Source organism: Pseudopedobacter beijingensis, assembly GCF_042678145.1.
GTDB lineage: Bacteria > Bacteroidota > Bacteroidia > Sphingobacteriales > Sphingobacteriaceae > Pseudopedobacter > Pseudopedobacter beijingensis.
Genome location: NZ_JBHUDG010000051.1, coordinates 77,381 through 103,739 on the forward strand (window position 1 = coordinate 77,381; position 26,359 = coordinate 103,739).

The following is a 26,359-nucleotide window of genomic DNA, read 5'->3' on the forward strand; positions in this document are numbered from 1 at the left end:
TTCACTTTATGAGGTTCTTTTTAGCAGGTTTGGTACTAATACTCTACAGTTTCACAACTTTAGGGCAAAAAGTTGGTTTGGTATTTAGTGGCGGTGGAGCAAAAGGACTAGCTCATATTGGAGTACTCAAAGCTTTAGAAGAAAACAATATCCCTATAGACTATATCTCCGGAACCTCCATGGGGGCTATTGTTGGAGCCATGTATTCGGCTGGCTATTCGCCACAAGAAATAGAAAAAATTGCCTTAAGTAACGATTTTCAAAACTGGGTATCTGGCAGGTATGAAAGTGATTTCGGCAAATTTTACGATAAAAAACCCATAAACCCTTCTTTTTTTAGTGCAAAAGCACAAATAGATACTAGCTTCTCCTTCAAATTCAGATCTAACATTATTAATGATGTCCCTCTTAACTACGCTTTATTAGAATTACTTTCCAAAGCCTCTGCTCATGCAAAAGATAACTTCGATAATTTATTTATCCCCTTCAGGTGTGTAGTTTCTGATGTACTATCTGAAAAAATAATTATTGTAAAGGGAGGTAGTTTAGCCGAGGCTGTGAGAGGTAGTATGAGCGTTCCCTTAGTTTATCGACCAATAAAAGTAGATAATAAGTTCGTTTTTGATGGAGGTCTATACAATAACTTTCCGGTTGATGTCATGAAAGAGGAATTTTCTCCTGATTTTTTGATCGGAGTAAATGTTTCCTCTAAGAACTTTATCTCCTACCCTAGCGAAAAAGACGACAAATTGATAAACCGCTTTTTACTTTATATGTTTCTGAGTAATTCTGATTCTACACAAATTGGTAAAAACGGTGTATACATAGAACCTAATCTTAAAAATTACTCTTCTACTAATTTTAATCCGGTACAAGAGCTCATAGATATTGGATACCGGGCTACCCTTGCTGATATGCCTAAAATACTAAAAACAATTAGCTCGCGGGTATCCATAGAAAAAGTTGATGAACGCAGAGCATTATTTTTAAATAAAAATCCAGAACTAACTTTTGACGGAATCAACGTTACTGGCTTAAACTCTAAAAAAACACTTTATGTAAAAAACATCTTCAATTATGAAAACAGGAGTTTAAGCATGAAGGATATCAAAAAAGGATATTATAAATTATTGGGAGACGATAATTTTGAGACAATTTATCCGGGGTTAACTTATAACCCTGTGGATGACAAATACAATTTTGGAATTAACATACATTCTGATGCTAACTTCAAATTTGATTTTGGTGGCAATATATCCAGTCGTCCTATCAGTAACGCTTATTTTGGTTTACAGTATAGTTTTTTGGATAGGTTTGTATACACCTTTAACGCCAATATATATACAGGAAGGTTCTATGAGTCTGGATTAGGAGCTTTTAGAATGGATTTTCCTTTTAAAAAACCCTTTTTTATTGAGACCCAATTTGTTTATAACCGATGGAATTACTACAATCCCGGGGAGCTTTTGTCTAAGAATAGCGACCCCGACTATATAGATCAATCAGATAAAAGACTAGGAGTTAAGGCTGGTTTTTATGGCGGAAAAAATGCAGTATTGAATACATTCTTTTTCACTTTTAAAAATAGAGACAACTATAGCCCTAACAATACTTTTAAAACTGGAGACATATTGGATTTAGCAACATTTGAAGGCTATATAACAGGCATTAATTACAATAAAAACAGCTTAAATAGAAAACAGTATGCCTCAGCAGGCAAACTATTTGATATTAGTGTTAGCTATACACAAGGTATAGAAAAGTACCAACCCGGCAATATTTTAATGAACTCTCCGTCTTATTTATCTATTGCTACCGGTCAGAAAGACAAATGGTGGATACGGGCAAAAGCGACTTTAGAGGAATACATCCCCTCATCCAAAAAATATAAGTTTGGTTATATGGCTGATGCTTCTTTTAGTAACAGACCAAGCTTTCTTACTTACACAAACAATCTTTTAACGTCTACAGCTTTTTACCCACTTCAGGATTCCCGCTCACAATTTAATCCTAAACTGAGAGCAGACAGCTATCTTGCCGCTGGGGGAAAAATTGTTTACTCTGTTATGAAAAAAGCAGATATACGCTTAGAAGGATATCTTTTCCAACCACTACAAGACATAGAACTCAAAGACCTCCAGCACACCAAATTTGGAGATTTATTTTCTGACAGAACGTTTATAGCTGGCTCCAGTTTGGTTTATCATTCTCCAATTGGACCTATTGCCTTTAACCTAAATTATTATGATAATACTCCTAAAAAATTCGGATTTTTGTTCCATATTGGTTATCTATTATACAATAAACGGGCAATAGAACTATGAAGTTGTTTTTTACAGGATTTATTATATTTTTTCTTTTTATTAATACCTCTTTAGCTGCTTTAGAAATTAAAGATTTTGATATTTCTCAATCTGTTGGAAGAACAGAAAAATTTATGATCATTGCTAAAGATAGTTTAGAAAATGTGAATGATGACATTAATGGTACTTACAAATTTTCTGTAAATGGCTTTAACGAAGTACTTCATTTTAGAAATGGTATAGCTGAAAGTAGCTTGATTATAGATAAATCTATCTTTTTGTATATCAAACATCTTAACGAAACCTCTCCGTCTAAATTATATTATGTATTAAAAACCGGACAAAGGCTAAATCCAATATCTATAAGCTGGTATATTCTGTTGGCAATTCCCGCCTTTCTTATTTTTATCGGGTATATGTTCAGACGTATAATCAAATTAATTATTGTTGTTCTCATCGGTTACTTTTACTTCACTTACAGCAAAGGCCTATCTTTGGGTACCTTTTTAGAATCTGCCTTTGATGGTTTAAGAAATTTATTCTAAAATGGCATCCCTATACCAAACTGTATTTGAGTTATAGAATATACGTCTGGCTTATTGGTTTCTGCATAATTAGCCTTGAATTGCTTTTTCAAATTATCATTAAAATAGTACCTGGTAATCCATTGGTTTTTCCCGTTAAATTGTGGGTCTTTAACTTTTATACCTGCATCTAACCTAAATACAAAGAAAGAAACATCAAATCTTAAACCCACTCCCGTTCCTATAGCTACTTGATCCCAAAGTTTTTTTAGTTGAAACTGTGAGCCTGGAAACTGTGGATCTTCCTTTATACGCCAGGTATTTCCGAAATCAACAAATGTAGCTCCTTTTAATTTAGAACCAAAAAAATCGTCTAATATCTTAAATCTATATTCTAAATTTCCTTCTAATTTTACATCTCCCAACTGGTCAAGGTTTCTTAATTTTAACCTGGCTGCTGAATCGGGTAAAGAAGCTCTATTGTAATTTCCTGGTCCCAGAGTACGGGCTTGCCAGGCTCTTATACCGCTAGATCCACCAGCAAAAAACTGCTTATCAAAAGGCAAAGCTGCTACATTACCATAATAATACCCCATGCCTGGGTTTAACCGCGCTATTAGTTGCTGATCTCCGCCTAAGCTTTTATAAAAGCGTGCATCAGTTTCTACCCTAACAAACTGATAATATGGCACACCTAAAATTGTTCTGTTTGTTTTATCCGGATTACTTCTATCAAAAAGGTTAGAAGCTAAAGCAGCTGCATTTCCGCCTACTTCCAAAATACCATTAAAGAAAGTAAAGTTACTTAACGTATTGAGTCTTGTTAGGTTATAAGTATAGTTATAAATCATACTGGATACTAGCTGAGACCTAAGGGTTGACAGAAAAAAGCTATTCCCTTGCCCCTCCAGATAATCTTGTAATTCTTTACTAATCCTTCCCTGTACATATTGTATATTAAGCGGTGTAAACGAATGTATTTTATATTTCGTTTCCGTCCAATCGTATGTTAAATTAGTTCCTAGTACACGTCTTAAATATGACTCTTTAAGATTATAAATCTGATAATTTACACCTATACGAGTTCTAGGAATACCACTTCGACCCACAAAAGACGTTCTAAATGGCGTAATTAATCTTGGAAAGTTAAGACTGGCTCCTATCTGATAATCACTGCTTAGCAATCTTTCACTAATACTTCCTTTTATATTTTTATCAAATTGAAAACCGCCTCTTAATTTCACCTCAAATATTTCGGCTCCGCCAAACATATTTTTATTTTGATATGTTAAACCAGCATTTACTCCCGAAATACTCGAATTAAAGTTGTATTCGCCATCTAAACGATTGGATTTCCTCTTGAGCGGAATCATATCTACTAAACCTATCAATGTATTAGGTTCATCCTTTTTTTTAGCAAAATCAACCGTTACACTTTTAAAAACGTTTAAATCAAAAAGTCGTTGAGTGGTTAACTCTACATCTTCCAGATTATAAAGACTTCCATTCTTTAGGAATATATAATTAGATATCTTTTGGGGTTTAAAGAATCTGGAGTAATCAAAAAACTTATACTGACTGTCTATCCTTAATGTATCTGGCTTTAATCCCGTTAGAATAGCGTTAGTGGGCTGAATCCGAATATAAGTATTATCTAGCTTATACTTCTGATGTGTACTATCTCCTGGATTTAAAATCTCCAACTCTATATCTGCCCTATTACTATTCAGATTGGTATCTATTTTGGCCCTTACATATTGTCTCACAAAATCGTAATAGCCATTTTTCTTCATCACCCCATAAATCTGATCCCGCTCATAAGATATACTATCTTCATCCAATCTATGTCCTGGCTTTAATTTCGTAAATTTATCCCTGTTACTGAGGTATAGATTTGAAATCTGAGGGTCTTTAATAGCAAATTCAATATTTCTTATTACAAACTCTTCTCCCTGCTTGGCGTTAAAAATTATTTTAGCTTTCTTGTTTACAATTTCTACCTCATTGGTTACCGTTGCATTTAAAAAACCTTTTGTTTTCAAAAACTTTTGTAATTGCAAACGGGATACATCTATTAACGAACTATCTAAAAGACGGGGTGCTTCACCCAAATTTTTATTACCTTTTTTATTAAAAGTATTATATATCCATAAGTTTATGGGGGCATTAGGTCTTATATCTAAAGAGACGTAAGAATATGCTTGATCAGAAAAAGTATTATCAATACCTTTTATTTCTAACTTTGTAACCAAAGATTCGTTTTCTTTTAACCTTTTTGTTGATCGACATGCTGTCAACACCAAGGTAAAAAGTAGCAATATGATAAATGATTGTTTAATATATGCTTTCAAAGTCTCAAATAAGTTTCATAAAATCTCTCCAGCAAAAAAAATTCCGCAAAGAACATAACCTTTTTATTGTTGAAGGGTTAAAATCTATAACTGAATTTTTAGCTTCAAAGTATAAAGTTCATTCAATATATTGCCTGGATACAGAACTTTCAAAGTTGCCTAATTTATCTGAAAAAATAAAGATTTTTGAGATTAGTGAAGCAGAATTAGGTAAAATAAGTTCATTACAGGCTCCCCAACAAGCTTTAGCTATAATAGAAATTCCGTATTCATTAAATAACTTACAAATAACAGATGAAATAGTTTTGGTTTTGGACGGTATTCAAGATCCGGGAAACCTTGGCACTATTATTAGAACGGCAGATTGGTTTGGTTTTGAGAAAATCGTCTGTTCTAAAAATACTGTTGATGCCTATAATCCCAAAGTTGTTCAGGCAACCATGGGAGCCTTATCCCGTGTTTCTTTGTTTTATGTTGACCTATTTGATTTCCTTAAAGATCATAAACTTCCCAAGTTTGGAACTTTATTGAACGGAAATAACATTTATGCACAAGAATGGCCAGGGGCAGGTTTTCTAGTTTTAGGCAGTGAAGGCAATGGCATTTCGGACGAAATCATCTCATTATTAGATCATTCTATAACCATCCCAAAACTTGGCTTATCAGAATCTTTAAATGTAGGCATAGCAGCAGCTATTTGTTGTTCAGAAATTCGAAGAAATTCTTTAAAATAAGTTGACATATATTAATTTTTTGCTATTTTTGCATTCCCTTAAACGGGAAATAAGGTCGGGTGGCCGAGTGGCTAGGCAGAGGTCTGCAAAACCTTGTACAGCGGTTCGAATCCGCTCTCGACCTCTTAAATATTTATAAATATATATTGTCATGGCAGTAACGCGTTTAAAAAGAAAAGACAGAAGAAACAAAACTACTTCCCGCTTAGAGGTTCAATTCTTGAAGTTAGGAAGAAATATTGAAAACGGAAGTCGTTCTCAAGAAGGAAAAAGCCAAGTTGTTAAAAACAACGAAGTTTTAGCTTCTCTATAAAAATTTAGGTTTTTATAAAAATATTTAAAGCTTCATTTATCGGCCGGTAAGTGAAGCTTTTTTTATTCCCACCTTTTCTTATCTACTCTAGACAAGTCAGGTCGTCAGATCAAAGGCCAAAGCAAATTGCAACAACTCTGCAAAAGATTTCACTTCCAGCTTTTGTACAATATTTTTACGATGGGTGTTTACCGTATGCTTTGAAATAAAGAGCTCATCAGCAATTTCTGCCGAAGATTTCCCATCAACTAACAACTGTATAATCTCTAATTCTCTTTTGGTAAGTGAGGCAAATTTCTTGTAGTTTCTCAGAATATAGCTATTCTGCTCTAAGGCTTTATTAACTTTACCTACTAAATACCCCATTCCTTTCACTGCATTGGAAATCATCAATAGATTGCCTTCACTATTACAATCTGTTTTTTTTAGTAATTTACAGTTTGTGTAATACCATTCATAACTATCTTCATTTCCCGTTTTAACTTGCTGATAGAAAGAATAACTACTTTGGTAAGCATTATTAACAAGAATACTACTTAATCCTTCCAAAAGAATATCAGCCTGTCCAGACGGAAAAAAATTAAAATAATAATCCTGCCCCATATCTCTTAATTCCTGCATGGTATACCCTAGGTTTTCCCTTCCTGCACTATTCATATAAGCTAGTGATTGTGTTTCTAATGACACATTATGCAACATAACCACTCCTGGAATAATATCACCTATTTCTTCTATTGTATATTTATTTCCAAAAATAGATTTATCTATTTGATAAAGATGTTGATCATGAATATCCACCAGCTCTTTATCTGAAAGTTTACTAATTTGAGAATTCTTCATAGGGTGTGAATTTACAAATGGTACCCCAAATATATGCATTAAAAAACAGGATAAACAAAAAAGAGGTTAAAACAGACAAATCAGTTTCTTTAAATAGAGTATTTTAAAATAAGTAAACAAAAAAGCCACCCTATTCAAGGTGGCTTTTATTAATCTTATATAACTAAAAAGTTATGCTTTTGCTTCCTCAGCAGGAACTACAGAAACATAAGATTTGTTATCTGCTTTTTTCTTAAAAACAACTTTACCGTCTACAAGAGCAAATAAAGTATGGTCTTTACCAATACCTACGTTTTTATCTGGATGATGCAAAGTACCTCTTTGACGTACAATGATATTTCCTGCTATTGCAGATTGACCACCAAAAATTTTAACGCCTAAACGTTTGCTATGTGATTCTCTACCGTTGTTAGAGCTACCCGCCCCTTTCTTATGTGCCATTGTTTATATCTTTTTATTAAACAAAAGTTTAATGAGTGAACAATTTTAGATTAATTATATTGAGATATTCTCAATCTGAATTTTTGTAAAACATTGACGGTGACCATTTTTCTTTTTGTAACCTTTTCTTCTTTTCTTGTGAAAAACGATTACTTTATCACCTTTTAAATGAGACACGATTTTAGCAGAAACTTTAGCACCGTTTACCGCAGGAGCACCTACTGTAAATTTACCTTCATTCTCAACTAACAATACATTGTCAAATTCAACAGTAGCGCCTTCATCACCTTGTAATCTGTGTACAAAAAGATGTTGGTCTTTAGCAACTTTAAATTGCTGTCCTGCTATATTTACTATTGCGTACATTGTTAATAAATTTATTTAATTAAAATTTGAGGTGCAAATATATGTATATAATATAAAAATCCAAAATTAAAGCTCAAAAACATTCTTTTGGAAATGCACTTAATTTATTTGTTTCGGCTATTTTGATTTTTCACCTATCCGATACCTTGCTTCTGATTCTGTTATAGTTTTCTCTACTGTTTTAATTAATTGAATTGCAGCATCTTTTAATTTTGGATTTTCGTTATAAGCAGCATCTAATTCAATAACTTTTGTTTTACGCTCATAAACATATTCCAAATAATATTTAGGAGCCTTTCCAGTCTTATCACTCACCATATTTGTTGGCCAATCCCAAAAACCTAATTCTGCGGCCTTTCTATGTAGAAATAATAAATCATCTTTACCTAACTTCACTTTCTTGTGAACGAGGGAGTCTTGAGCATCGAGGTATTCGTAATCCTGAGTTTTTGAATTGTATGTTTGGGTATACCTCCCATTTTCACCTGATTTTAATACGATGTACTCAAATTCCACAAATTTATATGGCGCATTTTTTATCATTTTGCCATAATAATAAAAACAGTACAACAAAAACGGGATAATAATCGTAGTTGCTAAAAAAATTTTCTTACCTCTATTACTCATATTTTTTCTATTTCAGTATTCCCTGCATTAGGATCAAATTCGCCTTCCCATTTTGCAATTACCACCGTTGCTAAGCAATTTCCTAATACGTTTACTGCTGTTCTTGCCATATCCATTAACTCATCAATACCAACTATAATTAATATGGGCCACACCGGCATATTAAACGAAGCTGCCGTTCCTAATAGTATCACCAATGATGCTCGAGGTATCCCCGCCACACCTTTACTGGTTAACATCAGAGTAAAAACAATTAACACCTGATGCCAAAAGCTTAAATTCATCCCTGCCGCTTGCGAAACAAAGATAGCTGCTAATGAAAGATATAAAGTCGTTCCATCTAAATTGAAACTATATCCTGTTGGGATAACAAAAGCTACAATTTTTCTAGGCACCCCTATACTTTCCATAGCCTCCATAGCTCTGGGTAAAGCGGCTTCCGAACTCGTTGTAGCAAAGGCTATCGATATAGGCTCTGCCACTGCTTTCATAAACTTCTTTATAGGCACCCCTACAAATAATGCAATCGGCAGCAAAATTAGAAGAATAAATGCAATGAGCGCAAAATATAATGTAATTAATAAGTGAAATAAATTAACCAGTACACCTACTCCCATATGTCCCACCGTATAAGCTATGGCCGCACCAACACCAATAGGTGCAAAATACATGATAATATTGGTAAACTTAAACATAACCTCTGACAGGCTTTCTGTAAATTTAACCATTGGCATACGCTTGTTTTCTGGAACCAGAACCAGAGCTACTCCAAAAATGATACTAAAAATCACGATTTGCAATACTTCTCCATCTGCAACAGATTTTGCTATATTTTCTGGAAAAGCATGTAAAATAACATCCGATACCGATTGAGCCGGAACTTCCGGTAGCTTTTCTACTACAGGGGGCTGTTTCATTCCTTCGCCTGCTTTTGTAATATTTATAGCCGCCAATCCAACAAATAATGCCATTGTAGTTACTATTTCAAAATACACCAATGACTTCCATCCCATGCGTCCTACCTGCTTAATATCTGAATGCCCTGCAATACCATAGACTAACGTACCAAAAAGTAATGGTGCCACTACGGTTTTTATCATCTTTAAGAAAATCTTACTTAAAACCTGTAACTGAACGGCTATATCCGGATAATCATGCCCTAATTCGATACCTATCACCATAGATATTAAAATCCATGCGGTAAGTGTTTTTTTCTTAAGGCCATACAGTATTAATCCTATAATGGCTAGCCAACGGGTTGCTATAGCAATATAATCTGGTATATTAACCCAGTTATAATGATTTAAAAAAGAAATGGCAGCCGCTAACGTTACCGTTGCTATGGTAAAAATTGTACCTTTGTTTTGTTTCATTTAGATATAGTTGGTCCGCAAAATTAATTATTTTAAGCTGTTGTCAAAATCACTTTATGGAAACTCCCAAGCTCTCTATAATCAAAAAAGAACTCATTCATTTAGAATACAATGAATTAAGTGAGATTATATTAAAAATATCTAAATTTAAAACAGAAAATAAAGAGTTTCTTAACTACCTTTTATTTTATCAAGATCAACCGGAAGTTTATATTGAAGAACTAAAAACTCTTATCACCGATTCTTTTAATGATTTAAATGGTGCAGACTATCAAAAATTAAAAAAATTACGGAAAGTCGTAAGGCTATTAAACAAGCATTTAAAATTTGTTGCCATTAAAAGATATGATGTTGAAATGAGTATTTTTTTCTGCAATTTATTTATAGAGAATAAATTATTAAAAACTAGGCTTAAAGCACTCCAGAATATATTTTTACGTCAAATCATAAAAGCTCAAAAACTAACAGAAAAGTTAGATGAAGATCTTAAATTCGATTATAACATTGAAATAGAATTACTATTAACTCATGCCCAAAAAGAGAGTATTTTCCTATAAAGCCATTGTAACAAAAAACATTTTTGATTGTCTTAATAACAAAGTCAGTATTTAGTTTATAATGACGGATCAAGAACATGTATTTAAAGAGATTTTCCAGAAAAATTCTAAGAAAATCTATCATTTATGTTACGGATACACTAACGACGAAGAAAGTGCAAACGATCTTTTGCAGGAAACATTTATCAAAGTTTGGCAAAATCTTGATAAGTTCAGAAACCAGGCTATGATTTCTACCTGGATATATCGTATTGCAGTAAACACTTGCCTTACTCATCTCAGAAAAGAAAACAGGCAAGCAAAAGACGAATTAACTCCAAGTATTATAGCCGAACATAAAGAAGAAATTTCTGAAAAACAGGAACAGATTAAAACCTTGTATAAATGTATTGCTCAATTGGAAGAAACGGACCGATTAATTATAACCATGGTTTTAGATGAACTCCCTTACAATGAAATTGCAGAAATTTCTGGTATCTCTGAAGGAAACCTTAGAGTTAAAATTCACAGAATTAAAAATAAGCTGACCGAATTATATAATAGATATGAAAGACTTTGATTCATTATTGGATATATGGAGCGGACAAAGCTCTGAACCAAGTGTAGATTATAAGGAGGTGATTGCTAATTATAAAAAATCTACTCATACTTTTAAGACAAAAATTATTCTAGAGCTAACGCTGATGTGCTTAGCAACTGTGTTTGTTTCGATCGTTTGGTACATAACTAGTTTTGATTACCTTACCACTCACCTTTCTTTCTTTATAATTGAACTATGTTGTATATTTTATATTACCAGACAGATCAAAAATCTGAAGTACCTAAAAGAGGATGCCATTCTGGATAAACCGGAACTACATATTGAGTTTGTAAAACGTTTCCAAAAAGAAAGATACAAACAGCATACTGTTCATTACTTTTTATATTTCACAGGAATAAGTATCGCTTTAATGCTCTATTTTATAGAGTTTTTTGATTATCTGGATATTATTTTAAGTATTGTCATCATGATATGTGTTGCTGCCTGGTTTATACTTACCAGTGTATTCTGGAGGAATGTATACATCAGAAAAGAGGAAAAGAAGTTTAACGATATGATTACTGAATTGGAAAGATTAAAACAACAACTTTTAGATTAGTTATTGACCAATTCACTATTAAAACAAAAAACCGGAATCAATTTTACTCCGGTTTTTCTATTTTTATTTAGTGGTGATGTCCACCTGGTCCATGTACGTGACCATGATCTAATTCTTCAGCTGTTGCTTCTCTAACATCTTGTATTGTTCCATTGAAGTGAAGCTCATGCCCCGCCATTGGATGATTTAAGTCTACCAATACTGCATCTTCTACTATAGAAACTACTCTTCCCTGGAACTGATTTCCTTGATTATCTTGCAATGGAAGAACAGTTCCTGCCTCTGGTAAACCTCCTTGACTTTCGAACATAGATTTTGGCAAGTTTACTACTGCTGCTTCATCAAACTCTCCATAAGCATCAGCTGCAGGAAGAGAAAATGAATAATTATCTCCGATAGTCAAACCTTTTAAATGCTCCTCAAATTTAGGAAGCATCATACCTACACCGTATAAAAAAACCAATGGTTGCTCGATAGTTGCACTTTCTACGTGTTTTTTTTCGCCATCTTCGCTAATATACAAGTCGTAAGTTACGGAGACTACATGTTTGTTGTCAATCTTCATTATTTGTTGTTTATGAAACACCGCCGGTATTTCTGTTAATTATATATTTGTTCTATTGCTTGCTTTACTTCGCTCACCGGCAACTGGCAAGTTTTGTTTTCACAAACAAAAATTTTAGTTTCACCAATAAACTTGTCTGCCAACAAAGGTAATGTTCCTGATTTACCACCCAAAATAATCTTGTTGGGAATATAAAATTTTTCGAGTGCTATTCTTTTTTCCTCTACATTTTCACCCGTTATTGCAATTTCATAAAGTCCGTACACTTCATCAAGCAATAATGAGGCCCAATTAGAATAGGCAGATCCGTATGATGCAATATGCGGCGCTACTGTACGCAACATTCCCTGGTAATAATCCAGATAAGATTCTTTATCCAGCAACAATCCTAATTTTTTCAGGTTATGAGCCATTACTGAATTTGAAGAGGGTATTACATTATCCATAACTTCGCATTTACGGGCTATCAGCTCCTTGTCTAAATCTGATGTATAAAAGAACAATCCTGATTCTGAATCTTTAAAATGCGTTAAAACAAATTCGGTTAATTTATCTGCGCTAAATATCCATTTTTCGTCAAAAGTCACCTCGTACAGACTTATGAACGCTTGAATTAACAAAGCATAATCGTCTAAAAAAGCGGATATAGACGCTTTACTCCCTTTATAGTTTCTAAAAAGTTTTCCGTTTTCAGCCAGCATATTATTCAAAATAAATACTGCATTTTTATTAGCTAATTCCAGAAACTGATTATCGTTGAAAGCTTTGTAAGCATCGCAAAGCCCTTTGAGCATTAATGCATTCCATGAGGTCAATATTTTATCATCCAGGCCCGGATGTACCCTTTTGTTTCTATGCTCCAGCAATTTCTCTTTTGCTTCAGATAATAGATTATTGAGTTTCTCTTCTGATATACTGAATTTATTTGCTACCTCTTCTTTAGTTTTTCTTATCCATGGATTATTGATTTGCTCTTCTTCCCAATTTCCGTCTTCGGTAATCTCATAGTAGTCATTAAATATCTCGGCAGTTTTACTGTCTAAAACTTTATTTATTTCTGCTTTATCCCAAGTATAAAATTTACCTTCTACACCTTCACTATCTGCATCTAAAGCTGAATAAAAGCCACTTTCTGGTGAGATCATTTCTCTTAACAGCCAGGAAAAGGTTTCGTAAACCACTTCTTTATAATGTTCATCTTTATAAAACTTATAGGCATCAGCATATAAACTCATCAATTGACCGTTATCATACAGCATTTTTTCAAAGTGAGGAATATGCCACTGATGATCTACAGAGTATCTGGCAAAACCTCCTCCCAAATGATCGTATATTCCACCTGCCGCCATTTTATCCAATGTAAGCTTTACAATTACCCTGGCGGCATCGTCTTTTTCCAGATGTGCTACTTTCATTAAAAAAGCCCAATTATCAGGCATGGGAAATTTAGGTGCTTTATTGTGTCCACCTTCCGAAAAATCAAAAAGCATTTTCCAGGGTTTTAGAATTCCCTGAATATCTTTTGGTTTATAGATTCTTTCTGTATTTACAAAAGTCAGCTTTTCTGACTGTCTAATTCCTTCAGTTAGCCTTACTGCATATTCTTCTGCTTCTTTAGGTGTATTTTGATAGAACTGAGCCAAATTCAATAACAAATTCCTCCAATCTTCTTTGCGAAAATAAGTTCCTCCATAAATAGGACGTTGATCCGGCAAACAGAAACAATTTAAAGGCCACCCCCCTCTTCCCGTCATTAATTGAACAGCATTCATATAAATCTGATCAATATCCGGTCGTTCTTCTCTGTCTACTTTTATACAAACAAAAAACTTGTTCATTATCACGGCAATGTCTTCATCCTCAAAACTTTCATGCTCCATTACATGACACCAATGGCATGCTGAATATCCTATACTCACCAAAATCAATTTATTTTCTTCTCTGGCTTTATTTAAAGCCTCTTCTCCCCACGGATACCAGTCTACCGGATTGTTAGCATGTTGCAACAAATAAGGTGACGATGAATTTATTAATCTATTTGCCATTTCTCTTTTTTTATGATTAGTACAAATGATGTTGTATCAATAAAGCGCTTAAATCTTCCTCATCTCCATTGAAAACATTCAGATCTGTTTTACCTCTTATGCCATCTACTGTAGCATTATCTGCATGCTGCCAGAATTTCCATTGCGTATTATCCAACTTCAATTTGGGTTGGTAATAATGTGCTACCCATAAAGGATAATCATCAAATTTCCCTTTCAAATAATCTACATAAAACTTATATCCCGTGTAAATTATTGGTTTCACCCTTACTTTCCGTTCAACTTCATCTAAGAATGCCTGAACATTTTCCTGCAGTTCTTTTTTAGAAAGATTACCTATCTCCTCAATATCTAAAACCGGAGGTAAATCGCCCATTTCAAATTTAGCTGTTTGCAGGAAAAAATGGGCTTGCCACTGTCCTGATTTTTTGGGTTTAAAATAATGATAAGCGCCTCTTATAATTCCATTTTCTTTACTCTCTCGCCAATTTCTCTGAAAATATGGATCTACCAACGTTACTCCCTCTGTTGCTTTTATAAAAGCAAAGTTTATTTTAACACCTTCATCACTCATTGAGTCTACCAGGTTCCACTTTATTTTTTGCTGGTATGAGGATACGTCTATTCCATGCACATAATATCTTCTGGGGATTTTCACATTAAATTTTTCGTAATGCGGATATTCATTAAATATAAACAGATCTTTTATCCACCTTGTAGTAGAAACTGTTGTCCTGATTATTTTACCATAATAAAATGGCGAAAGAATAAGCAATACAAGTATCAGAAGAATAAATTTATACTTATATTTTTCAGTAAATGTCTTTTTTTTTCGCTTCGGAGATACCTTTCGAACCTGCTTACTTACTACTTTTTTCTTAACTGATCTGGATTGCTTTGAGGATACGGACATTATTAGCTTTTGAACAGACAAAATTAACAAAACTTTTACTGCCCGGAAGTAGATCTGTTGAATGAAATAACAAAAGGAGCGGTTTGAAAACCGCTCCTTTTGTTATTTATTAAGTTGTGCAAAGTATTTATAAAACAAAGGAATGGTTTCTATGCCTTTATAATAGTTATACAAATCATATTTTTCATTAGGCGAGTGAAGATTGTCACTATCTAATCCAAAGCCCATTAAAACGGTTTTTACTTCTAATTCTTCTTCAAACAATGCTACAATAGGAATTGAACCACCGCCTCTGGTTGGTACAGGTGCTTTTCCGAAGGATTCTTCTATCGCTTTATATGCGGCCTGGTAAGCTACTGAATCTGTCGGCGTAACATAAGGTGCACCACCGTGGTGTTTTGTTACTTTTACTTTTACTGATTTTGGAGCTATACTTTCAAAATGTTTTGTAAACAAATCTGAAATTTTCTCCCAATCTTGTCCGGGAACCAATCTCATTGATATTTTTGCATTTGCTTTAGACGGTAAAACGGTTTTTGCTCCAACCCCTGTGTATCCGCCCCAAATTCCATTGACATCTAAAGTTGGTCTTGTTCCTGTTCTTTCTATGGTAGAATATCCTTTTTCTCCCCAGACCTCTTCTACGTCCAAATCTTTCTTATACTCTTCCAGATCAAAAGGTGCAGAATTCAATTCTTTTTGCTCTTCCTCAGAAAGTTCCAATACCCCATCATAAAAACCGGGAATGGTGATATGGTTATTTTCGTCATGCAACGAAGCTATCATCTGACACAAAATATTCACCGGATTAGCTACAGCCCCACCGTACACTCCCGAATGTAAATCTCTGTTTGGCCCCACAACCTCTACTTCCATGTAAGACAAACCTCTTAGACCTGTTTCTAAAGAAGGTGTTTCCATACTAATCATAGAAGTGTCTGATATTAAGACCACATCTGCTTTTAGTCGTTCTTTATTAGATGCTACAAACTTCCCTAAATTATCTGAACCTACTTCTTCTTCACCTTCAATCATGAATTTGATATTGCATAACAATAAATTGTTTTGCATCATCAGCTCAAAAGCTTTTACATGCATGTAAAACTGTCCTTTATCATCACAGGCTCCTCTTGCATAAATTTTACCATCTTTTATGGTTGGTTCAAAAGGTGGGGTTTTCCAAAGCTCTAATGGATCTGCGGGTTGTACATCATAATGTCCATAAACTAAAACTGTAGGTAAGGCGGGATCAATAATTTTCTCTCCGTACACGATTGGATACCCAGCTGTAGGACAAACTTCTACTTTATCCGCTCCGGCGTCCTTCAGCTTTTGAGCTACAAATTCTGCTGTAGCTAAAACATCATTTTCATGCACAGGGTCTGCACTAACAGATGGGTATTTTAAAAGTTCAATCAGCTCGTCTAAAAATCTGGTTTTATTTTCCTCGATATAATTTTTGATGGATTGCATAGTTTTCTGTATTTACACAAATATAGTATTTATACGAGGAGGAATATTTTTTCATAAAAAAAACAGCGAATTGTTACATTCGCTGTTTTTTATTTTTTATGATTAATCGTAATCACCCAAATTTTTCTTTGGCCCATACTGTATAGTATGTGGCAATACTTCTTTTTTCTCAGGTGTAACTTCTGATTCTTTAGAACATGATGTGGATAAAACCGTACCCAATACGATTAAACCTAGTAACATTTTTTTCATATTTTTGATTTTTATGGTTATTTATTTTTAAATATCACAACACAAGTATATTAAACATAAAAACAAAAAAGAAATTATTTTAAATAATAAAATAAATATAAACACAAATAAAAACAATAATCTTAACTTAAAATTAATTAATCATTAAATTAAATTTATGTGTTTTTTTAACACATATAAAGGTACTTTAGTAGAAGTAATGATACACTTCAAACAACTAGTAATTTATATTACGTTATTACCGCTTATGATGTTATCATCTTCATACGCTGAAGCTGATAAGGATCAAAAAAAGATAGACTCACTCCTTGATAAAAGCCTTGCTTTGTCAAGAGTTAATTTCATTGAGGGAATTGAGGCAGGAAATTTAGCCCTCACTTTATCTACAAAAAACAAAGACCAACGTTATATAGCTGAAAGCTTAAGAATATTAGGAGTTAATTACCATAATGTTAACAAAAGAGATAGTGCCATAAATTACTACTTAAAATCATTAACTATCTATACTAAAACTAAAGACAAGAAGGGCATTGCCAAGGTTTACAATAATCTCGGAAATTCTTATAAATACTTTAATAATGAAAAAGCATTCGCCTACTTTAGAAAAACAATAAAATTAGCTGAAGATGAATCACTATATAATTTAATAGCATCTGCTCATTTAAGCATAGGAACAATATACACTTATAATAAAACCTATGAGATAGCCTCTCATGAATATTATAAAGCCTTATCAATCTTTAAAAACATAAAAGATAAAAAAGGAGAATTAATTAGTTTTCAAAACATAGGAACAAACCAATTCTACTTAAACCAGTTCGATGATGCAAAACTAAACCTAAACAAAGCATATAAATTAGCAAAAGAACTAAATTTTAAAAACTCTCTATCTGGTATAAATCTGACTTTATCTGACATCAATATTGCTACACATCAATACGATAAAGCAAAAGAACATATAAACGAAGGCTTAAATCTTGCTAAAGAACTTTATGATGAAAAATTAATTTACGACTTTACTATTGCAGCATATGAGTTAGAAAAAAAACAAGGAAACTATAAAGCTGCTTTAGAAAATCTAGAAAAAATCCATTCAAAGGATAGTATAAATCATACAGAGAATGTTTCAAACATCCTTAACTTACATGAAGAACAGCAACAAACATTACAAAAACAAAAAGAATACGAAATAGCCCTTGCTAAACAGGAAAAAAACTGGATTATCATGGTTGCTGCAATTATTGTATCTATCCTTTCATTAATCCTTATATTAATCCTCCATAAAAACAAGAAAAAGGCAGAAAAAAGCAATATCCGGTTAAAAAAACTAAATGAAGAGATCTCTATTCAAAAAGAGAATTTAAATGTGATGAATCAGAAATTGGAAGATATTATAGCTGAAAGAACCAAGGATTTAATTAATAAAAACCAAAAACTTTCAGAATATTCCTCCCATCTCTCACATCAAATAAGAGGTCCAATAGCTACGCTTAAAGGATTAATTATGCTTTCGGAAGATGATTTAATGGGGGAAAAAGAATGTATCCAGCAAATGAAAAAATGTGTTGAAGATATTGACGAACAAATTATGGATATAAACATTGCACTACACGATCCTACCCGAAAAGGTCTAAGTAAAAAGTAATGCACACATAACTTTAGAATATTGCTGAATCATTCTTAATTTTGCATTTTAAAAAAACAAACTGATTTGGATTATTTAAAAGGGTTAAACCCATCTCAAAGACAAGCCGTAGAACAAACCGAAGGCCCGGTAATGATAGTTGCTGGTGCAGGCTCTGGAAAAACCAGGGTAATTACATATAGAGTAGCGCATTTAATACAAAAAGGAATAGATCCTTTTAACATATTAGTTTTGACTTTTACCAACAAAGCAGCAAAGGAAATGCGTGAGCGTATTATGAAAGTAGTTGGTTCCGAAGCTAAAAATATCTGGATGGGAACATTCCACTCCGTATTTGCTAAAATACTAAGAGTTGAAGCCGAAAAAATAGGTTATCCAAATAACTTTACCATATACGATACTGATGACAGTAAAAGCTTATTAAAAGCCATTTTAAAAGAAATGAGCTTGGATGATAAGCTATACAATCCAAACTTTGTATACGGTCGTATCTCCATGGCAAAAAACAACCTGATTTCTGCCGCCGAATATCTAAAAAATGATCAGATACAAGCTGACGATTTTTCTACAGGAAGAGGGCAACTGGGACAAGTTTACGCCACTTACACCGCCCGCTGCTTTAAAGCCGGCGCTATGGATTTTGATGATTTACTTTTTAAAACCAACGTTTTATTAAGAGACCATCCAGAAGTATTGCATAAATACCAACATAAATTCAAGTATTTGATGGTAGATGAGTATCAGGATACTAACTTTTCTCAATACCTGATAGTTAAAAAACTAGCTGCTGTAAATTACAATCTTTGCGTGGTTGGAGACGATGCGCAGAGTATTTACGGATTTAGGGGAGCTAACATTCAAAACATTCTTAATTTCCAAAAAGATTATCCGGATGTAAAAGTATTTAAACTGGAACAAAACTACCGTTCTACCCAAAATATTGTGAATGTTGCCAACAGCATCATTAAAAACAATGAGAATCAATTGGAGAAAAATGTTTTCTCGGATAACGATGAGGGCGATAAAGTAAGAATAACCAGATCTTACTCGGATAACGAAGAAGGCAAAAGTGTTGCCGAGTCTATTATTCAGGAGAGAAGTACTAAATCTCTGGATTGGAACGAATTTGCTGTATTATACAGAACCAATGCCCAATCCCGTTCTATGGAGGAAGGCCTTAGAAAACTTGGTGTACCTTATAAAATACATGGAGGTATGTCGTTCTACCAAAGAAAGGAAATCAAGGATCTGATTGCCTATTTTCGTCTCACTTTTAATAACAATGATGAAGAAGCCTTTAAGAGAGTTATCAATTATCCGGCAAGAGGTATCGGCAAAACCACAATAGACCGAATGATCGTTGCTGCCGATCAATACGGTAAATCATTATTTGAAATTGCATTAAATGCCCCTCAGTTTCTGGATAACAGAGCTGCTACCGCTGTAGGCAACTTTGCAACCATGATACAAAGCTTTGCTGCCGTAGCTAAAACCAGTACAGCTTACGATGCAGCACTTCATATTGCCCAACATTCTACCTTGTTAAAAGACCTTTACGACGATAAGTCCGTAGAAGGTTTGGCCAGATATGAAAACATACAGGAACTATTAAACGGTATCAAAGAGTTTTCTGAAAGAGAGGATATAGAAGATAGAAACCTGAGCGTTTTTATGGAAGATGTAGCGTTACTGACCAACGATGACAACGAAAAAGCAGAAGATAAAGACACTGTTTCTTTAATGACCATACACTCTTCTAAAGGTCTGGAATTTAACCAGGTGTATGTTGTTGGTTTAGAAGAAAATCTTTTCCCAAGTCAAATGTCTTTAAATTCAAGAGCCGATTTAGAAGAAGAAAGAAGACTTTTTTATGTAGCGGTTACCCGCGCAGAAAATAAACTGCATTTAAGTTACGCCACATCCAGGTTTAAATTTGGTACTCTGGTTAATTGCGAACCTTCTAGATTTTTAGATGAAATAGATCCTAAATATCTAGAAATAGATCTTCCTAAAAAGTCTGCCTTCGTAAGTAACGAAAAATCATCCTTCGATAACGAACGAACATTATGGAAAAGCACTACAGGAGGAGAAAGCAAAACAAATGATGTTTTTTCAAAACCCAAACCAGCATCTGCTCAAAAGGTAAAAACCACAGCTTTACTTTCAAAAGCGCATGTTCCCTCTCCTGATTTCAAACCAGAAGACACCTCTTCTTTACAGGTAGGGCAACAGGTAGAACATGAAAGATTTGGTTTTGGTAAAGTATTAAACCTGGAAGGAAATAAACCAGATATTAAAGCAACCATTTTCTTTAAAGATATAGGTCAAAAACAACTATTATTAAAATTTGCTAAATTGCGCATAGTGAGATAAAGATTATTTAGTAAAAAAAAGGTAACGGATAGTAGATTTATAGTTGCTTTGCTTATTTTTGTTGAACCTTTGAAAAACGTGGTGGTATCACCAACAGGAAAATATTTATAAAAAAGCGTAAAACCTTTGCTTTTAAGCAGTTTAAAATGAATAATACAAACGCCGAAGTTTTTGATTACAATACTTCAAGAAAAAAATTAATTCTTGCTGAATATGGTAGAAACGTACAAAATATGGTAGAATATATCTGTACGCTTCCTACAAAAGAAGAAAGAAACAAATACGCTCAGGTAGTTATAGATATGATGGGTTTTCTAAATCCTCATTTACGTGATGTACCTGATTTTAAACATAAACTTTGGGATCACCTGCATATTATTTCAGGATTTAAAATAGACGTAGACTCACCCTACCCTATTACTGCAAAGGAAAACATCAACTTTAAACCAGAACGCTTAGAATATCCACAAAGCAGAATCAGGTATAAACATTACGGTCATACCGTAGAAATGATGATCAAAAAAGCAAAAGAAGTAAACGATCCTGAGAAAAAACAGGCTATGGTAAGCTCCATTGCTAACTTCATGAAAGTAGCTTACGTACTATGGAATAAAGATTATGTAAATGACGAACAGATTCTTTCCGACCTAAGACATCTTTCTAATAATGAACTTGATTTATCCAATGTTACTTTACAAAAAGTAGATTTAAAGCCTGCCAACAATCCGTCAAGTAATGGTGGAATGAAGAAGTCTGTAAAAAACTTCAGACAAAACAACAACAATAATAATAACCATAACAAGAACCGTCAAAAAAATCAGAACGGAGGGAAAAGAAATTAATATATGAACGCATTTGAAATTCGTGGAGGGAAACCTTTAAAAGGAGAAATTATCCCACAAGGAGCCAAAAACGAAGCATTACAAATACTTTCTGCGGTTTTACTTACCCCTGAAAAGGTTACGATAAGTAATATTCCAGACATCAAAGATGTCAACAAATTAATAGAGCTTCTTGGCGATTTAGGTGTAGAAGTAAACAGGTTAAACAAAGATACGTACGAATTTACGGCAGCAAATATCAATCTCGAATTCTTTCAATCGCAAACGTTCAAAGCAAAAGGAGGAAGTCTCAGAGGCTCTATCATGATTGTTGGTCCGTTACTTGCCCGTTTTGGTAAAGCAGCCATCCCTAAACCAGGTGGCGATAAAATCGGAAGAAGACGTTTAGACACCCATTTTCTTGGTTTTGAAAAATTAGGTGCCAAATTTGTATACAATCCGGAAACCAATTTCTTTAATGTAGATGCTACCGGCCTTAAAGGAACTTATATTCTTTTAGACGAAGCTTCGGTTACAGGAACTGCAAATATTGTGATGGCTGCAGTTTTAGCCAAAGGTACCACAACTATTTATAACGCGGCCTGCGAACCTTATCTACAACAGCTTTGCAAAATGCTGAATAGAATGGGAGCCAAAATCAGCGGTATTGGTTCTAACCTATTAACCATTGAAGGGGTAGATTATTTACGCGGTACAGAACACCGTCTATTGCCAGATATGATAGAAATAGGATCTTTTATTGGTTTAGCTGCCATGACCGGATCTGAAATCACCATTAAAGATGTTTGTTACAAAGAGTTAGGCATTATCCCTTCTGTTTTTAGTCGTCTGGGGATTAAAATGGAATTAAAAGGAGATGATATCTATATACCTGCTCAAGAACATTACGAAATAGATACTTTTATTGACGGATCTATCCTTACCGTAGCAGATGCTCCGTGGCCCGGTTTTACACCTGACTTACTTTCTATTGTACTGGTAGTTGCTACACAAGCAAAAGGGTCGGTACTTATTCATCAGAAAATGTTCGAAAGCCGACTTTTCTTTGTGGATAAACTGATAGACATGGGCGCGCAGATTATCCTTTGCGATCCGCATAGAGCAACAGTAATTGGCTTAGATAAAAAATATAAATTAAAAGGTATAGAGATGACCTCTCCTGATATCAGAGCAGGAGTTTCTCTCCTCATCGCTGCATTATCAGCAACCGGAAAATCAACCATTTACAATATAGAACAAATAGAAAGAGGATATCAGGATATAGACACCCGTTTAAAAGCGCTGGGTGCAGATATCAGAAGAATATAACAAGAAACTCTCCTACCCGGAGAGTTTTTTGTTTATTGTCACATTTATCTTCATTAGAAAACCTAAATTTAGATTTTCAGTTTAACCTTAAAAACGTATTTATGTCAAACATCAAGCATATACTAAGAGATCTTATCATTAACATATTTGAGAACAATGGTAATAAGTCTCTAAATTACAAGCAAGTATCAGCAAAACTGAATATTATCGACCCTGAGTCTAAGAAAACAATACTTGCCATTTTAAAAGAAGACTCAAAAACAGGAATATTTAAAGAATCTGAACAGGGCAAATATCAGCTAAAAGAAGTCAAAACATTCCAGACCGGTATCATAGATCTGGCAAATGACGGATCCGCTTATTTGGTGGCTGATGATGAAACTGAAGAAAAAGATATTTATATAGCTCCGAGAAAACTACGCAGAGCATTACATGGAGACCATGTCAAAATTTACGTTTACGCCAGTAAAAAAGGTAAAAGAAAAGAAGGAGAAGTTGTCGAAATCCTTAAAAGAGCCAAATACGAATTTACCGGTATTGTAAAAGTATCTCAGCATTACGCTTTTTTTATACCGGATGACCGGAAAATGCTTTACGATATTTTTATTCCACTGGAAGATCTTAATGGTGCAAAAAACGGTGTAAAAGCATTAGCAAGAATAACAGATTGGCCCGAAGGAGCTAAAAACCCGGTAGGTATTATTAAAAGCGTTCTGGGTAAAGAAGGAGAAAATGATACAGAAATGAACGCCATATTGGCTGAATATGGTTTCCCATTAAAATTTCCTGATGAAGTAGAAGAAGAAGCAAATGCTATTTCCGACAAAATACCCGCCGAAGAAATCAAAAAAAGACGAGATTTCAGGGATATTTTAACCTTCACCATAGACCCTTTTGATGCAAAAGATTTTGATGATGCTATTTCTTTTAGAAAACTGGAAAACGGCAACTACGAAATAGGTGTTCATATTGCAGATGTATCCCATTACGTTACTCCCGATACACCTCTGGATAAAGAAGCTTACGAACGTGGTACTTCTGTTTATTTAGTAGACAGGGTAATTCCAATGTTACCCGAACGATTATCTAACAATTTATGTTCGTTACGTCCTAACGAAGAAAAACTTTGTTTTTCAGCCGTTTTTGAAATGAATGACGATGCACAAATTATAACCGAATGGTTTGGCAAAACAGTAATAGAATCTAACCGACGTTTTGCCTATGAAGAGGTACAGGAAATTATAGAAGCAAAAAGTGGTGAATATGCAGATGAAATACTTAAAATAAACGATCTGGCATATATTCTAAGAGACAGGAAGTTTAAACAGGGTGCCATTAATTTCGAATCTACAGAAGTAAAATTTAAACTAGACGAAACGGGAAAGCCTATTGGCGTTTATGTAAAAGAAAGAAAAGATGCACATAAACTTATTGAAGACTTTATGTTGCTGGCCAACAGAAAAGTTGCCGAGTTTATTTCAAAAAAAGGAAAAGGAAAACATAAATTAACATTTATATACCGCGCCCACGACTCTCCAAATCTAGAAACCCTGAATGCTTTTTCTCAGTTTGCATCCAGATTTGGTTATAAAATATCAACAAAATCCGATAGAGACATTGCCCGTTCCATGAATAAGTTAATGAGTGAGGTTGAAGGTAAAAAAGAACAAAATGTACTTACTCAATTAGCGATAAGATCAATGGCAAAAGCCATTTACACGACTAAAAGCAGCAGCCATTATGGTTTAGCATTTGATTTCTACACCCACTTCACCTCTCCTATCCGTCGTTATCCGGATGTTATGGTGCACAGGTTACTTGAACATTATATACATGGCGGAGACAATGCCAATGCAGAGCATTACGAAAAAATGGCCGTTCATGCCTCCCAAATGGAGAAAAAAGCTGCTGATGCTGAACGAACTTCCATTAAATATAAACAAGCCGAATACCTTCAGGACAATATTGGTCAGGTTTATATTGGTATTGTTTCCGGTGTTACAGAATGGGGAATGTATGTAGAAATTGAAGAAAACAAATGCGAAGGAATGATAAGACTAAGAGATATTGCTGATGATTTCTATACACTGGATGAGAAAAACTATTGTATTATTGGACAACGGAAGAAAAAGATATACCAACTGGGTGACGAAGTAAAAATAAAAGTAAAGCGAGTAGATTTAAGTAAAAGACAGATTGATTTCACTTTAATTACTGATTAAGCTTTATTGTTTATAAATTCGCCGTTTTATTTTTAGCCCGAGATGTACAGTATACCAGAATTGCAGCAAATCTTAGATAAAGCAGTTACAAGCTATCAATACCCAAACCAACCACAGGAATTATATGAACCTGTATCATACTTATTAGGCTTGGGCGGAAAAAGATTAAGACCCGCTTTATTATTGATGGCTGTAGACGCATTTGGAGGTAATGTATTACAGGCTACCAAACCTGCCTTAGCTATAGAGTTTTTCCATAATTTCACGTTAATGCATGATGATATCATGGATAAAGCTCCTCTTAGAAGAGGTAAACCTACCGTACATGCAAAATGGAATGACGCTGTAGCTATTTTATCCGGCGATATAATGTTGATAGATGCTTATAAACTAATTTCACAAGTTGAAGCGTCTATCTTACCCCAAGTTTTAAGTCTGTTTAACACTACTGCACAAGAAGTTTGCGAAGGACAGCAATTTGATATGAACTTTGAAAAAGAAGCTAGTGTCAGTATTGCTAATTATCTGAATATGATAAGGCTTAAAACTGCAGTATTACTAGGAGGAGCATTAAAAACAGGAGCATTAATTGCACACGCAAGCACATCAAACCAAAATTTGATCTATAATTTTGGTGTCAACCTGGGAATAGCTTTTCAATTACAAGACGATATATTAGATGTTTATGGCGATCCCGAAAAGTTTGGAAAACAGATAGGCGGTGATATTATTTCCAACAAAAAAACATTTTTGCTAATAAAAGCTTTGGAACTGGCTAAAGGATCCGATCAAAACCTGTTAATTAGTCTATTAGAAAACAAGTCTATTAAAGCAGAAAGCAAAGTAGAACAGGTAACAAATCTATACGATAAACTTTCTATAAAAAATATAGCAGAAGAGGCTATGTTAGATTTTGCAAACCGAGCTATAGAATCTTTAAATGCGATAGCAATTCCTGAAGATAAAAAATCTGTTCTAAAAGATTTTGCCACACAACTTATCCAGAGAGAACATTAAAAACTGAGCCTAAAATGCTTTAGGGATTATCGCTGAATGTCTATATTGAACTGAACGAGGTATCACGATAATAATTTTGTGTTTTTGATATCCACTCAAACTCATCCCAGAAAACTTTTAAAGCTATTCTAATACT

24 protein-coding genes and 1 tRNA gene are annotated in these 26,359 nt (G+C 33.9%); 14 read left to right on the plus strand and 11 right to left on the minus strand.

Features of this window, described 5'->3' with window-relative positions:
• Positions 1-8 precede the first annotated feature (8 nt).
• Positions 9-2,324 (plus strand): patatin-like phospholipase family protein, encoded by a 2,316-nt coding sequence (locus tag ACFSAH_RS18900; protein WP_379664269.1) that lies wholly within the window; start codon positions 9-11, stop codon positions 2,322-2,324.
• On the plus strand, positions 2,321-2,848 hold the full coding sequence (locus ACFSAH_RS18905; protein ID WP_379664270.1) for a hypothetical protein: 528 nt from the start codon (positions 2,321-2,323) through the stop codon (positions 2,846-2,848). The genes ACFSAH_RS18900 and ACFSAH_RS18905 overlap by 4 nt, the downstream gene beginning before the upstream one ends.
• Here ACFSAH_RS18905 and tamL read toward each other — a convergent pair.
• Positions 2,845-5,178, minus strand: coding sequence for a translocation and assembly module lipoprotein TamL (tamL, locus tag ACFSAH_RS18910; protein WP_465269675.1), 2,334 nt, complete (start codon positions 5,176-5,178; stop codon positions 2,845-2,847). The genes ACFSAH_RS18905 and tamL overlap by 4 nt on opposite strands.
• On the opposite strand from tamL, the gene ACFSAH_RS18915 reads away from it, so the two are divergent.
• From ACFSAH_RS18915 to ACFSAH_RS18925, 3 genes are all read left to right on the plus strand, one after another.
• Complete coding sequence (locus tag ACFSAH_RS18915) at positions 5,169-5,912, plus strand: TrmH family RNA methyltransferase (RefSeq protein WP_379664272.1); 744 nt, start codon at positions 5,169-5,171, stop codon at positions 5,910-5,912. The genes tamL and ACFSAH_RS18915 overlap by 10 nt on opposite strands.
• 53 nt (positions 5,913-5,965) lie before the next feature.
• Positions 5,966-6,036: transfer RNA gene (locus ACFSAH_RS18920), tRNA-Cys, on the plus strand.
• Positions 6,037-6,063: 27 nt separating this feature from the next.
• Positions 6,064-6,225, plus strand: a complete 162-nt coding sequence (locus ACFSAH_RS18925) for a spore protein (RefSeq protein WP_379664273.1) — start codon at positions 6,064-6,066, stop codon at positions 6,223-6,225.
• Positions 6,226-6,321: 96 nt separating this feature from the next.
• Here ACFSAH_RS18925 and ACFSAH_RS18930 read toward each other — a convergent pair whose 3' ends face one another.
• The 5 genes from ACFSAH_RS18930 to ACFSAH_RS18950 all read right to left on the minus strand — a co-directional run bounded on the left by ACFSAH_RS18930 (position 6,322) and on the right by ACFSAH_RS18950 (position 9,872).
• Complete coding sequence (locus ACFSAH_RS18930) at positions 6,322-7,065, minus strand: response regulator transcription factor (RefSeq protein WP_379664274.1); 744 nt, start codon at positions 7,063-7,065, stop codon at positions 6,322-6,324.
• Between the two features lie 171 nt (positions 7,066-7,236).
• Positions 7,237-7,506, minus strand: a complete 270-nt coding sequence (gene rpmA, locus ACFSAH_RS18935; RefSeq protein WP_379664275.1) for a 50S ribosomal protein L27 — start codon at positions 7,504-7,506, stop codon at positions 7,237-7,239.
• A gap of 54 nt (positions 7,507-7,560) precedes the next feature.
• Positions 7,561-7,872 carry a 50S ribosomal protein L21 gene (gene rplU / locus ACFSAH_RS18940; protein WP_379664276.1) on the minus strand — a complete coding sequence of 104 codons (312 nt, stop codon included), beginning with the start codon at positions 7,870-7,872 and terminating at the stop codon, positions 7,561-7,563.
• Between the two features lie 117 nt (positions 7,873-7,989).
• Complete coding sequence (locus ACFSAH_RS18945; protein WP_379664277.1) at positions 7,990-8,415, minus strand: hypothetical protein; 426 nt, start codon at positions 8,413-8,415, stop codon at positions 7,990-7,992.
• Between the two features lie 80 nt (positions 8,416-8,495).
• Complete coding sequence (locus ACFSAH_RS18950) at positions 8,496-9,872, minus strand: dicarboxylate/amino acid:cation symporter (protein ID WP_379664278.1); 1,377 nt, start codon at positions 9,870-9,872, stop codon at positions 8,496-8,498.
• Between the two features lie 56 nt (positions 9,873-9,928).
• On the opposite strand from ACFSAH_RS18950, the gene ACFSAH_RS18955 reads away from it, so the two are divergent.
• From ACFSAH_RS18955 to ACFSAH_RS18965, 3 genes are all read left to right on the plus strand, one after another.
• Positions 9,929-10,429, plus strand: coding sequence for a hypothetical protein (locus ACFSAH_RS18955; protein ID WP_379664279.1), 501 nt, complete (start codon positions 9,929-9,931; stop codon positions 10,427-10,429).
• 61 nt (positions 10,430-10,490) lie between these two features.
• Positions 10,491-10,988, plus strand: a complete 498-nt coding sequence (locus ACFSAH_RS18960) for an RNA polymerase sigma factor (protein ID WP_379664280.1) — start codon at positions 10,491-10,493, stop codon at positions 10,986-10,988.
• Positions 10,975-11,568, plus strand: a complete 594-nt coding sequence (locus ACFSAH_RS18965; RefSeq protein ID WP_379664281.1) for a hypothetical protein — start codon at positions 10,975-10,977, stop codon at positions 11,566-11,568. Before ACFSAH_RS18960 ends, ACFSAH_RS18965 begins: the two co-directional genes overlap by 14 nt.
• A gap of 67 nt (positions 11,569-11,635) precedes the next feature.
• Here the strand turns inward: ACFSAH_RS18965 and ACFSAH_RS18970 are convergent, their stop codons facing one another.
• From ACFSAH_RS18970 to ACFSAH_RS18990, 5 genes are all read right to left on the minus strand, one after another.
• The gene (locus ACFSAH_RS18970) at positions 11,636-12,133 is read right to left on the minus strand and encodes an FKBP-type peptidyl-prolyl cis-trans isomerase (RefSeq protein WP_379664282.1); all 498 of its coding nucleotides are present in this window, start codon (positions 12,131-12,133) and stop codon (positions 11,636-11,638) included.
• Between the two features lie 35 nt (positions 12,134-12,168).
• Complete coding sequence (locus tag ACFSAH_RS18975; RefSeq protein WP_379664283.1) at positions 12,169-14,178, minus strand: thioredoxin domain-containing protein; 2,010 nt, start codon at positions 14,176-14,178, stop codon at positions 12,169-12,171.
• A 16-nt stretch (positions 14,179-14,194) separates the two neighbouring features.
• A complete protein-coding gene (locus ACFSAH_RS18980; RefSeq protein ID WP_379664284.1) occupies positions 14,195-15,091 on the minus strand; it encodes a glycoside hydrolase family 25 protein in 897 nt (298 codons plus the stop codon).
• Positions 15,092-15,193: 102 nt separating this feature from the next.
• Complete coding sequence (locus tag ACFSAH_RS18985; RefSeq protein WP_379664285.1) at positions 15,194-16,564, minus strand: dipeptidase; 1,371 nt, start codon at positions 16,562-16,564, stop codon at positions 15,194-15,196.
• Between the two features lie 102 nt (positions 16,565-16,666).
• Positions 16,667-16,807: a hypothetical protein gene (locus ACFSAH_RS18990; protein ID WP_379664286.1), complete on the minus strand. Its 141-nt coding sequence runs from the start codon at positions 16,805-16,807 to the stop codon at positions 16,667-16,669.
• A gap of 256 nt (positions 16,808-17,063) precedes the next feature.
• Here ACFSAH_RS18990 and ACFSAH_RS18995 point away from each other — a divergent pair, with 256 nt between their 5' ends.
• The 6 genes from ACFSAH_RS18995 to ACFSAH_RS19020 all read left to right on the plus strand — a co-directional run bounded on the left by ACFSAH_RS18995 (position 17,064) and on the right by ACFSAH_RS19020 (position 26,223).
• A complete protein-coding gene (locus ACFSAH_RS18995) occupies positions 17,064-18,461 on the plus strand; it encodes a tetratricopeptide repeat protein (RefSeq protein WP_379664287.1) in 1,398 nt (465 codons plus the stop codon).
• 66 nt (positions 18,462-18,527) lie between these two features.
• The gene (locus tag ACFSAH_RS19000; protein ID WP_379664288.1) at positions 18,528-20,834 is read left to right on the plus strand and encodes an ATP-dependent helicase; all 2,307 of its coding nucleotides are present in this window, start codon (positions 18,528-18,530) and stop codon (positions 20,832-20,834) included.
• A 146-nt stretch (positions 20,835-20,980) separates the two neighbouring features.
• Positions 20,981-21,676, plus strand: a complete 696-nt coding sequence (locus ACFSAH_RS19005; RefSeq protein ID WP_379664289.1) for a DUF4290 domain-containing protein — start codon at positions 20,981-20,983, stop codon at positions 21,674-21,676.
• Between the two features lie 3 nt (positions 21,677-21,679).
• Positions 21,680-22,984 carry a UDP-N-acetylglucosamine 1-carboxyvinyltransferase gene (gene murA / locus ACFSAH_RS19010; RefSeq protein WP_379664290.1) on the plus strand — a complete coding sequence of 435 codons (1,305 nt, stop codon included), beginning with the start codon at positions 21,680-21,682 and terminating at the stop codon, positions 22,982-22,984.
• 101 nt (positions 22,985-23,085) lie between these two features.
• A complete protein-coding gene (gene rnr / locus ACFSAH_RS19015; protein WP_379664291.1) occupies positions 23,086-25,206 on the plus strand; it encodes a ribonuclease R in 2,121 nt (706 codons plus the stop codon).
• A 42-nt stretch (positions 25,207-25,248) separates the two neighbouring features.
• Complete coding sequence (locus ACFSAH_RS19020) at positions 25,249-26,223, plus strand: polyprenyl synthetase family protein (protein ID WP_379664292.1); 975 nt, start codon at positions 25,249-25,251, stop codon at positions 26,221-26,223.
• Positions 26,224-26,359: the final 136 nt, after the last annotated feature.

What these genes read in the sequence shown, in the direction of transcription:
- ACFSAH_RS18900 (WP_379664269.1), top strand. Translation starts at nt 9, where the DNA reads ATGAGGTTCTTTTTAGCAGGTTTGGTACTAATACTCTACAGTTTCACA.
- ACFSAH_RS18905 (WP_379664270.1), top strand. Translation starts at nt 2,321, where the DNA reads ATGAAGTTGTTTTTTACAGGATTTATTATATTTTTTCTTTTTATTAAT.
- ACFSAH_RS18915 (WP_379664272.1), top strand. Translation starts at nt 5,169, where the DNA reads ATGCTTTCAAAGTCTCAAATAAGTTTCATAAAATCTCTCCAGCAAAAA.
- ACFSAH_RS18925 (WP_379664273.1), top strand. Translation starts at nt 6,064, where the DNA reads ATGGCAGTAACGCGTTTAAAAAGAAAAGACAGAAGAAACAAAACTACT.
- ACFSAH_RS18930 (WP_379664274.1), bottom strand. Translation starts at nt 7,065, where the DNA reads ATGAAGAATTCTCAAATTAGTAAACTTTCAGATAAAGAGCTGGTGGAT.
- rpmA (WP_379664275.1), bottom strand. Translation starts at nt 7,506, where the DNA reads ATGGCACATAAGAAAGGGGCGGGTAGCTCTAACAACGGTAGAGAATCA.
- rplU (WP_379664276.1), bottom strand. Translation starts at nt 7,872, where the DNA reads ATGTACGCAATAGTAAATATAGCAGGACAGCAATTTAAAGTTGCTAAA.
- ACFSAH_RS18945 (WP_379664277.1), bottom strand. Translation starts at nt 8,415, where the DNA reads ATGATAAAAAATGCGCCATATAAATTTGTGGAATTTGAGTACATCGTA.
- ACFSAH_RS18950 (WP_379664278.1), bottom strand. Translation starts at nt 9,872, where the DNA reads ATGAAACAAAACAAAGGTACAATTTTTACCATAGCAACGGTAACGTTA.
- ACFSAH_RS18955 (WP_379664279.1), top strand. Translation starts at nt 9,929, where the DNA reads ATGGAAACTCCCAAGCTCTCTATAATCAAAAAAGAACTCATTCATTTA.
- ACFSAH_RS18960 (WP_379664280.1), top strand. Translation starts at nt 10,491, where the DNA reads ATGACGGATCAAGAACATGTATTTAAAGAGATTTTCCAGAAAAATTCT.
- ACFSAH_RS18965 (WP_379664281.1), top strand. Translation starts at nt 10,975, where the DNA reads ATGAAAGACTTTGATTCATTATTGGATATATGGAGCGGACAAAGCTCT.
- ACFSAH_RS18970 (WP_379664282.1), bottom strand. Translation starts at nt 12,133, where the DNA reads ATGAAGATTGACAACAAACATGTAGTCTCCGTAACTTACGACTTGTAT.
- ACFSAH_RS18975 (WP_379664283.1), bottom strand. Translation starts at nt 14,178, where the DNA reads ATGGCAAATAGATTAATAAATTCATCGTCACCTTATTTGTTGCAACAT.
- ACFSAH_RS18980 (WP_379664284.1), bottom strand. Translation starts at nt 15,091, where the DNA reads ATGTCCGTATCCTCAAAGCAATCCAGATCAGTTAAGAAAAAAGTAGTA.
- ACFSAH_RS18985 (WP_379664285.1), bottom strand. Translation starts at nt 16,564, where the DNA reads ATGCAATCCATCAAAAATTATATCGAGGAAAATAAAACCAGATTTTTA.
- ACFSAH_RS18990 (WP_379664286.1), bottom strand. Translation starts at nt 16,807, where the DNA reads ATGTTACTAGGTTTAATCGTATTGGGTACGGTTTTATCCACATCATGT.
- ACFSAH_RS18995 (WP_379664287.1), top strand. Translation starts at nt 17,064, where the DNA reads ATGATGTTATCATCTTCATACGCTGAAGCTGATAAGGATCAAAAAAAG.
- ACFSAH_RS19005 (WP_379664289.1), top strand. Translation starts at nt 20,981, where the DNA reads ATGAATAATACAAACGCCGAAGTTTTTGATTACAATACTTCAAGAAAA.
- murA (WP_379664290.1), top strand. Translation starts at nt 21,680, where the DNA reads ATGAACGCATTTGAAATTCGTGGAGGGAAACCTTTAAAAGGAGAAATT.
- rnr (WP_379664291.1), top strand. Translation starts at nt 23,086, where the DNA reads ATGTCAAACATCAAGCATATACTAAGAGATCTTATCATTAACATATTT.
- ACFSAH_RS19020 (WP_379664292.1), top strand. Translation starts at nt 25,249, where the DNA reads ATGTACAGTATACCAGAATTGCAGCAAATCTTAGATAAAGCAGTTACA.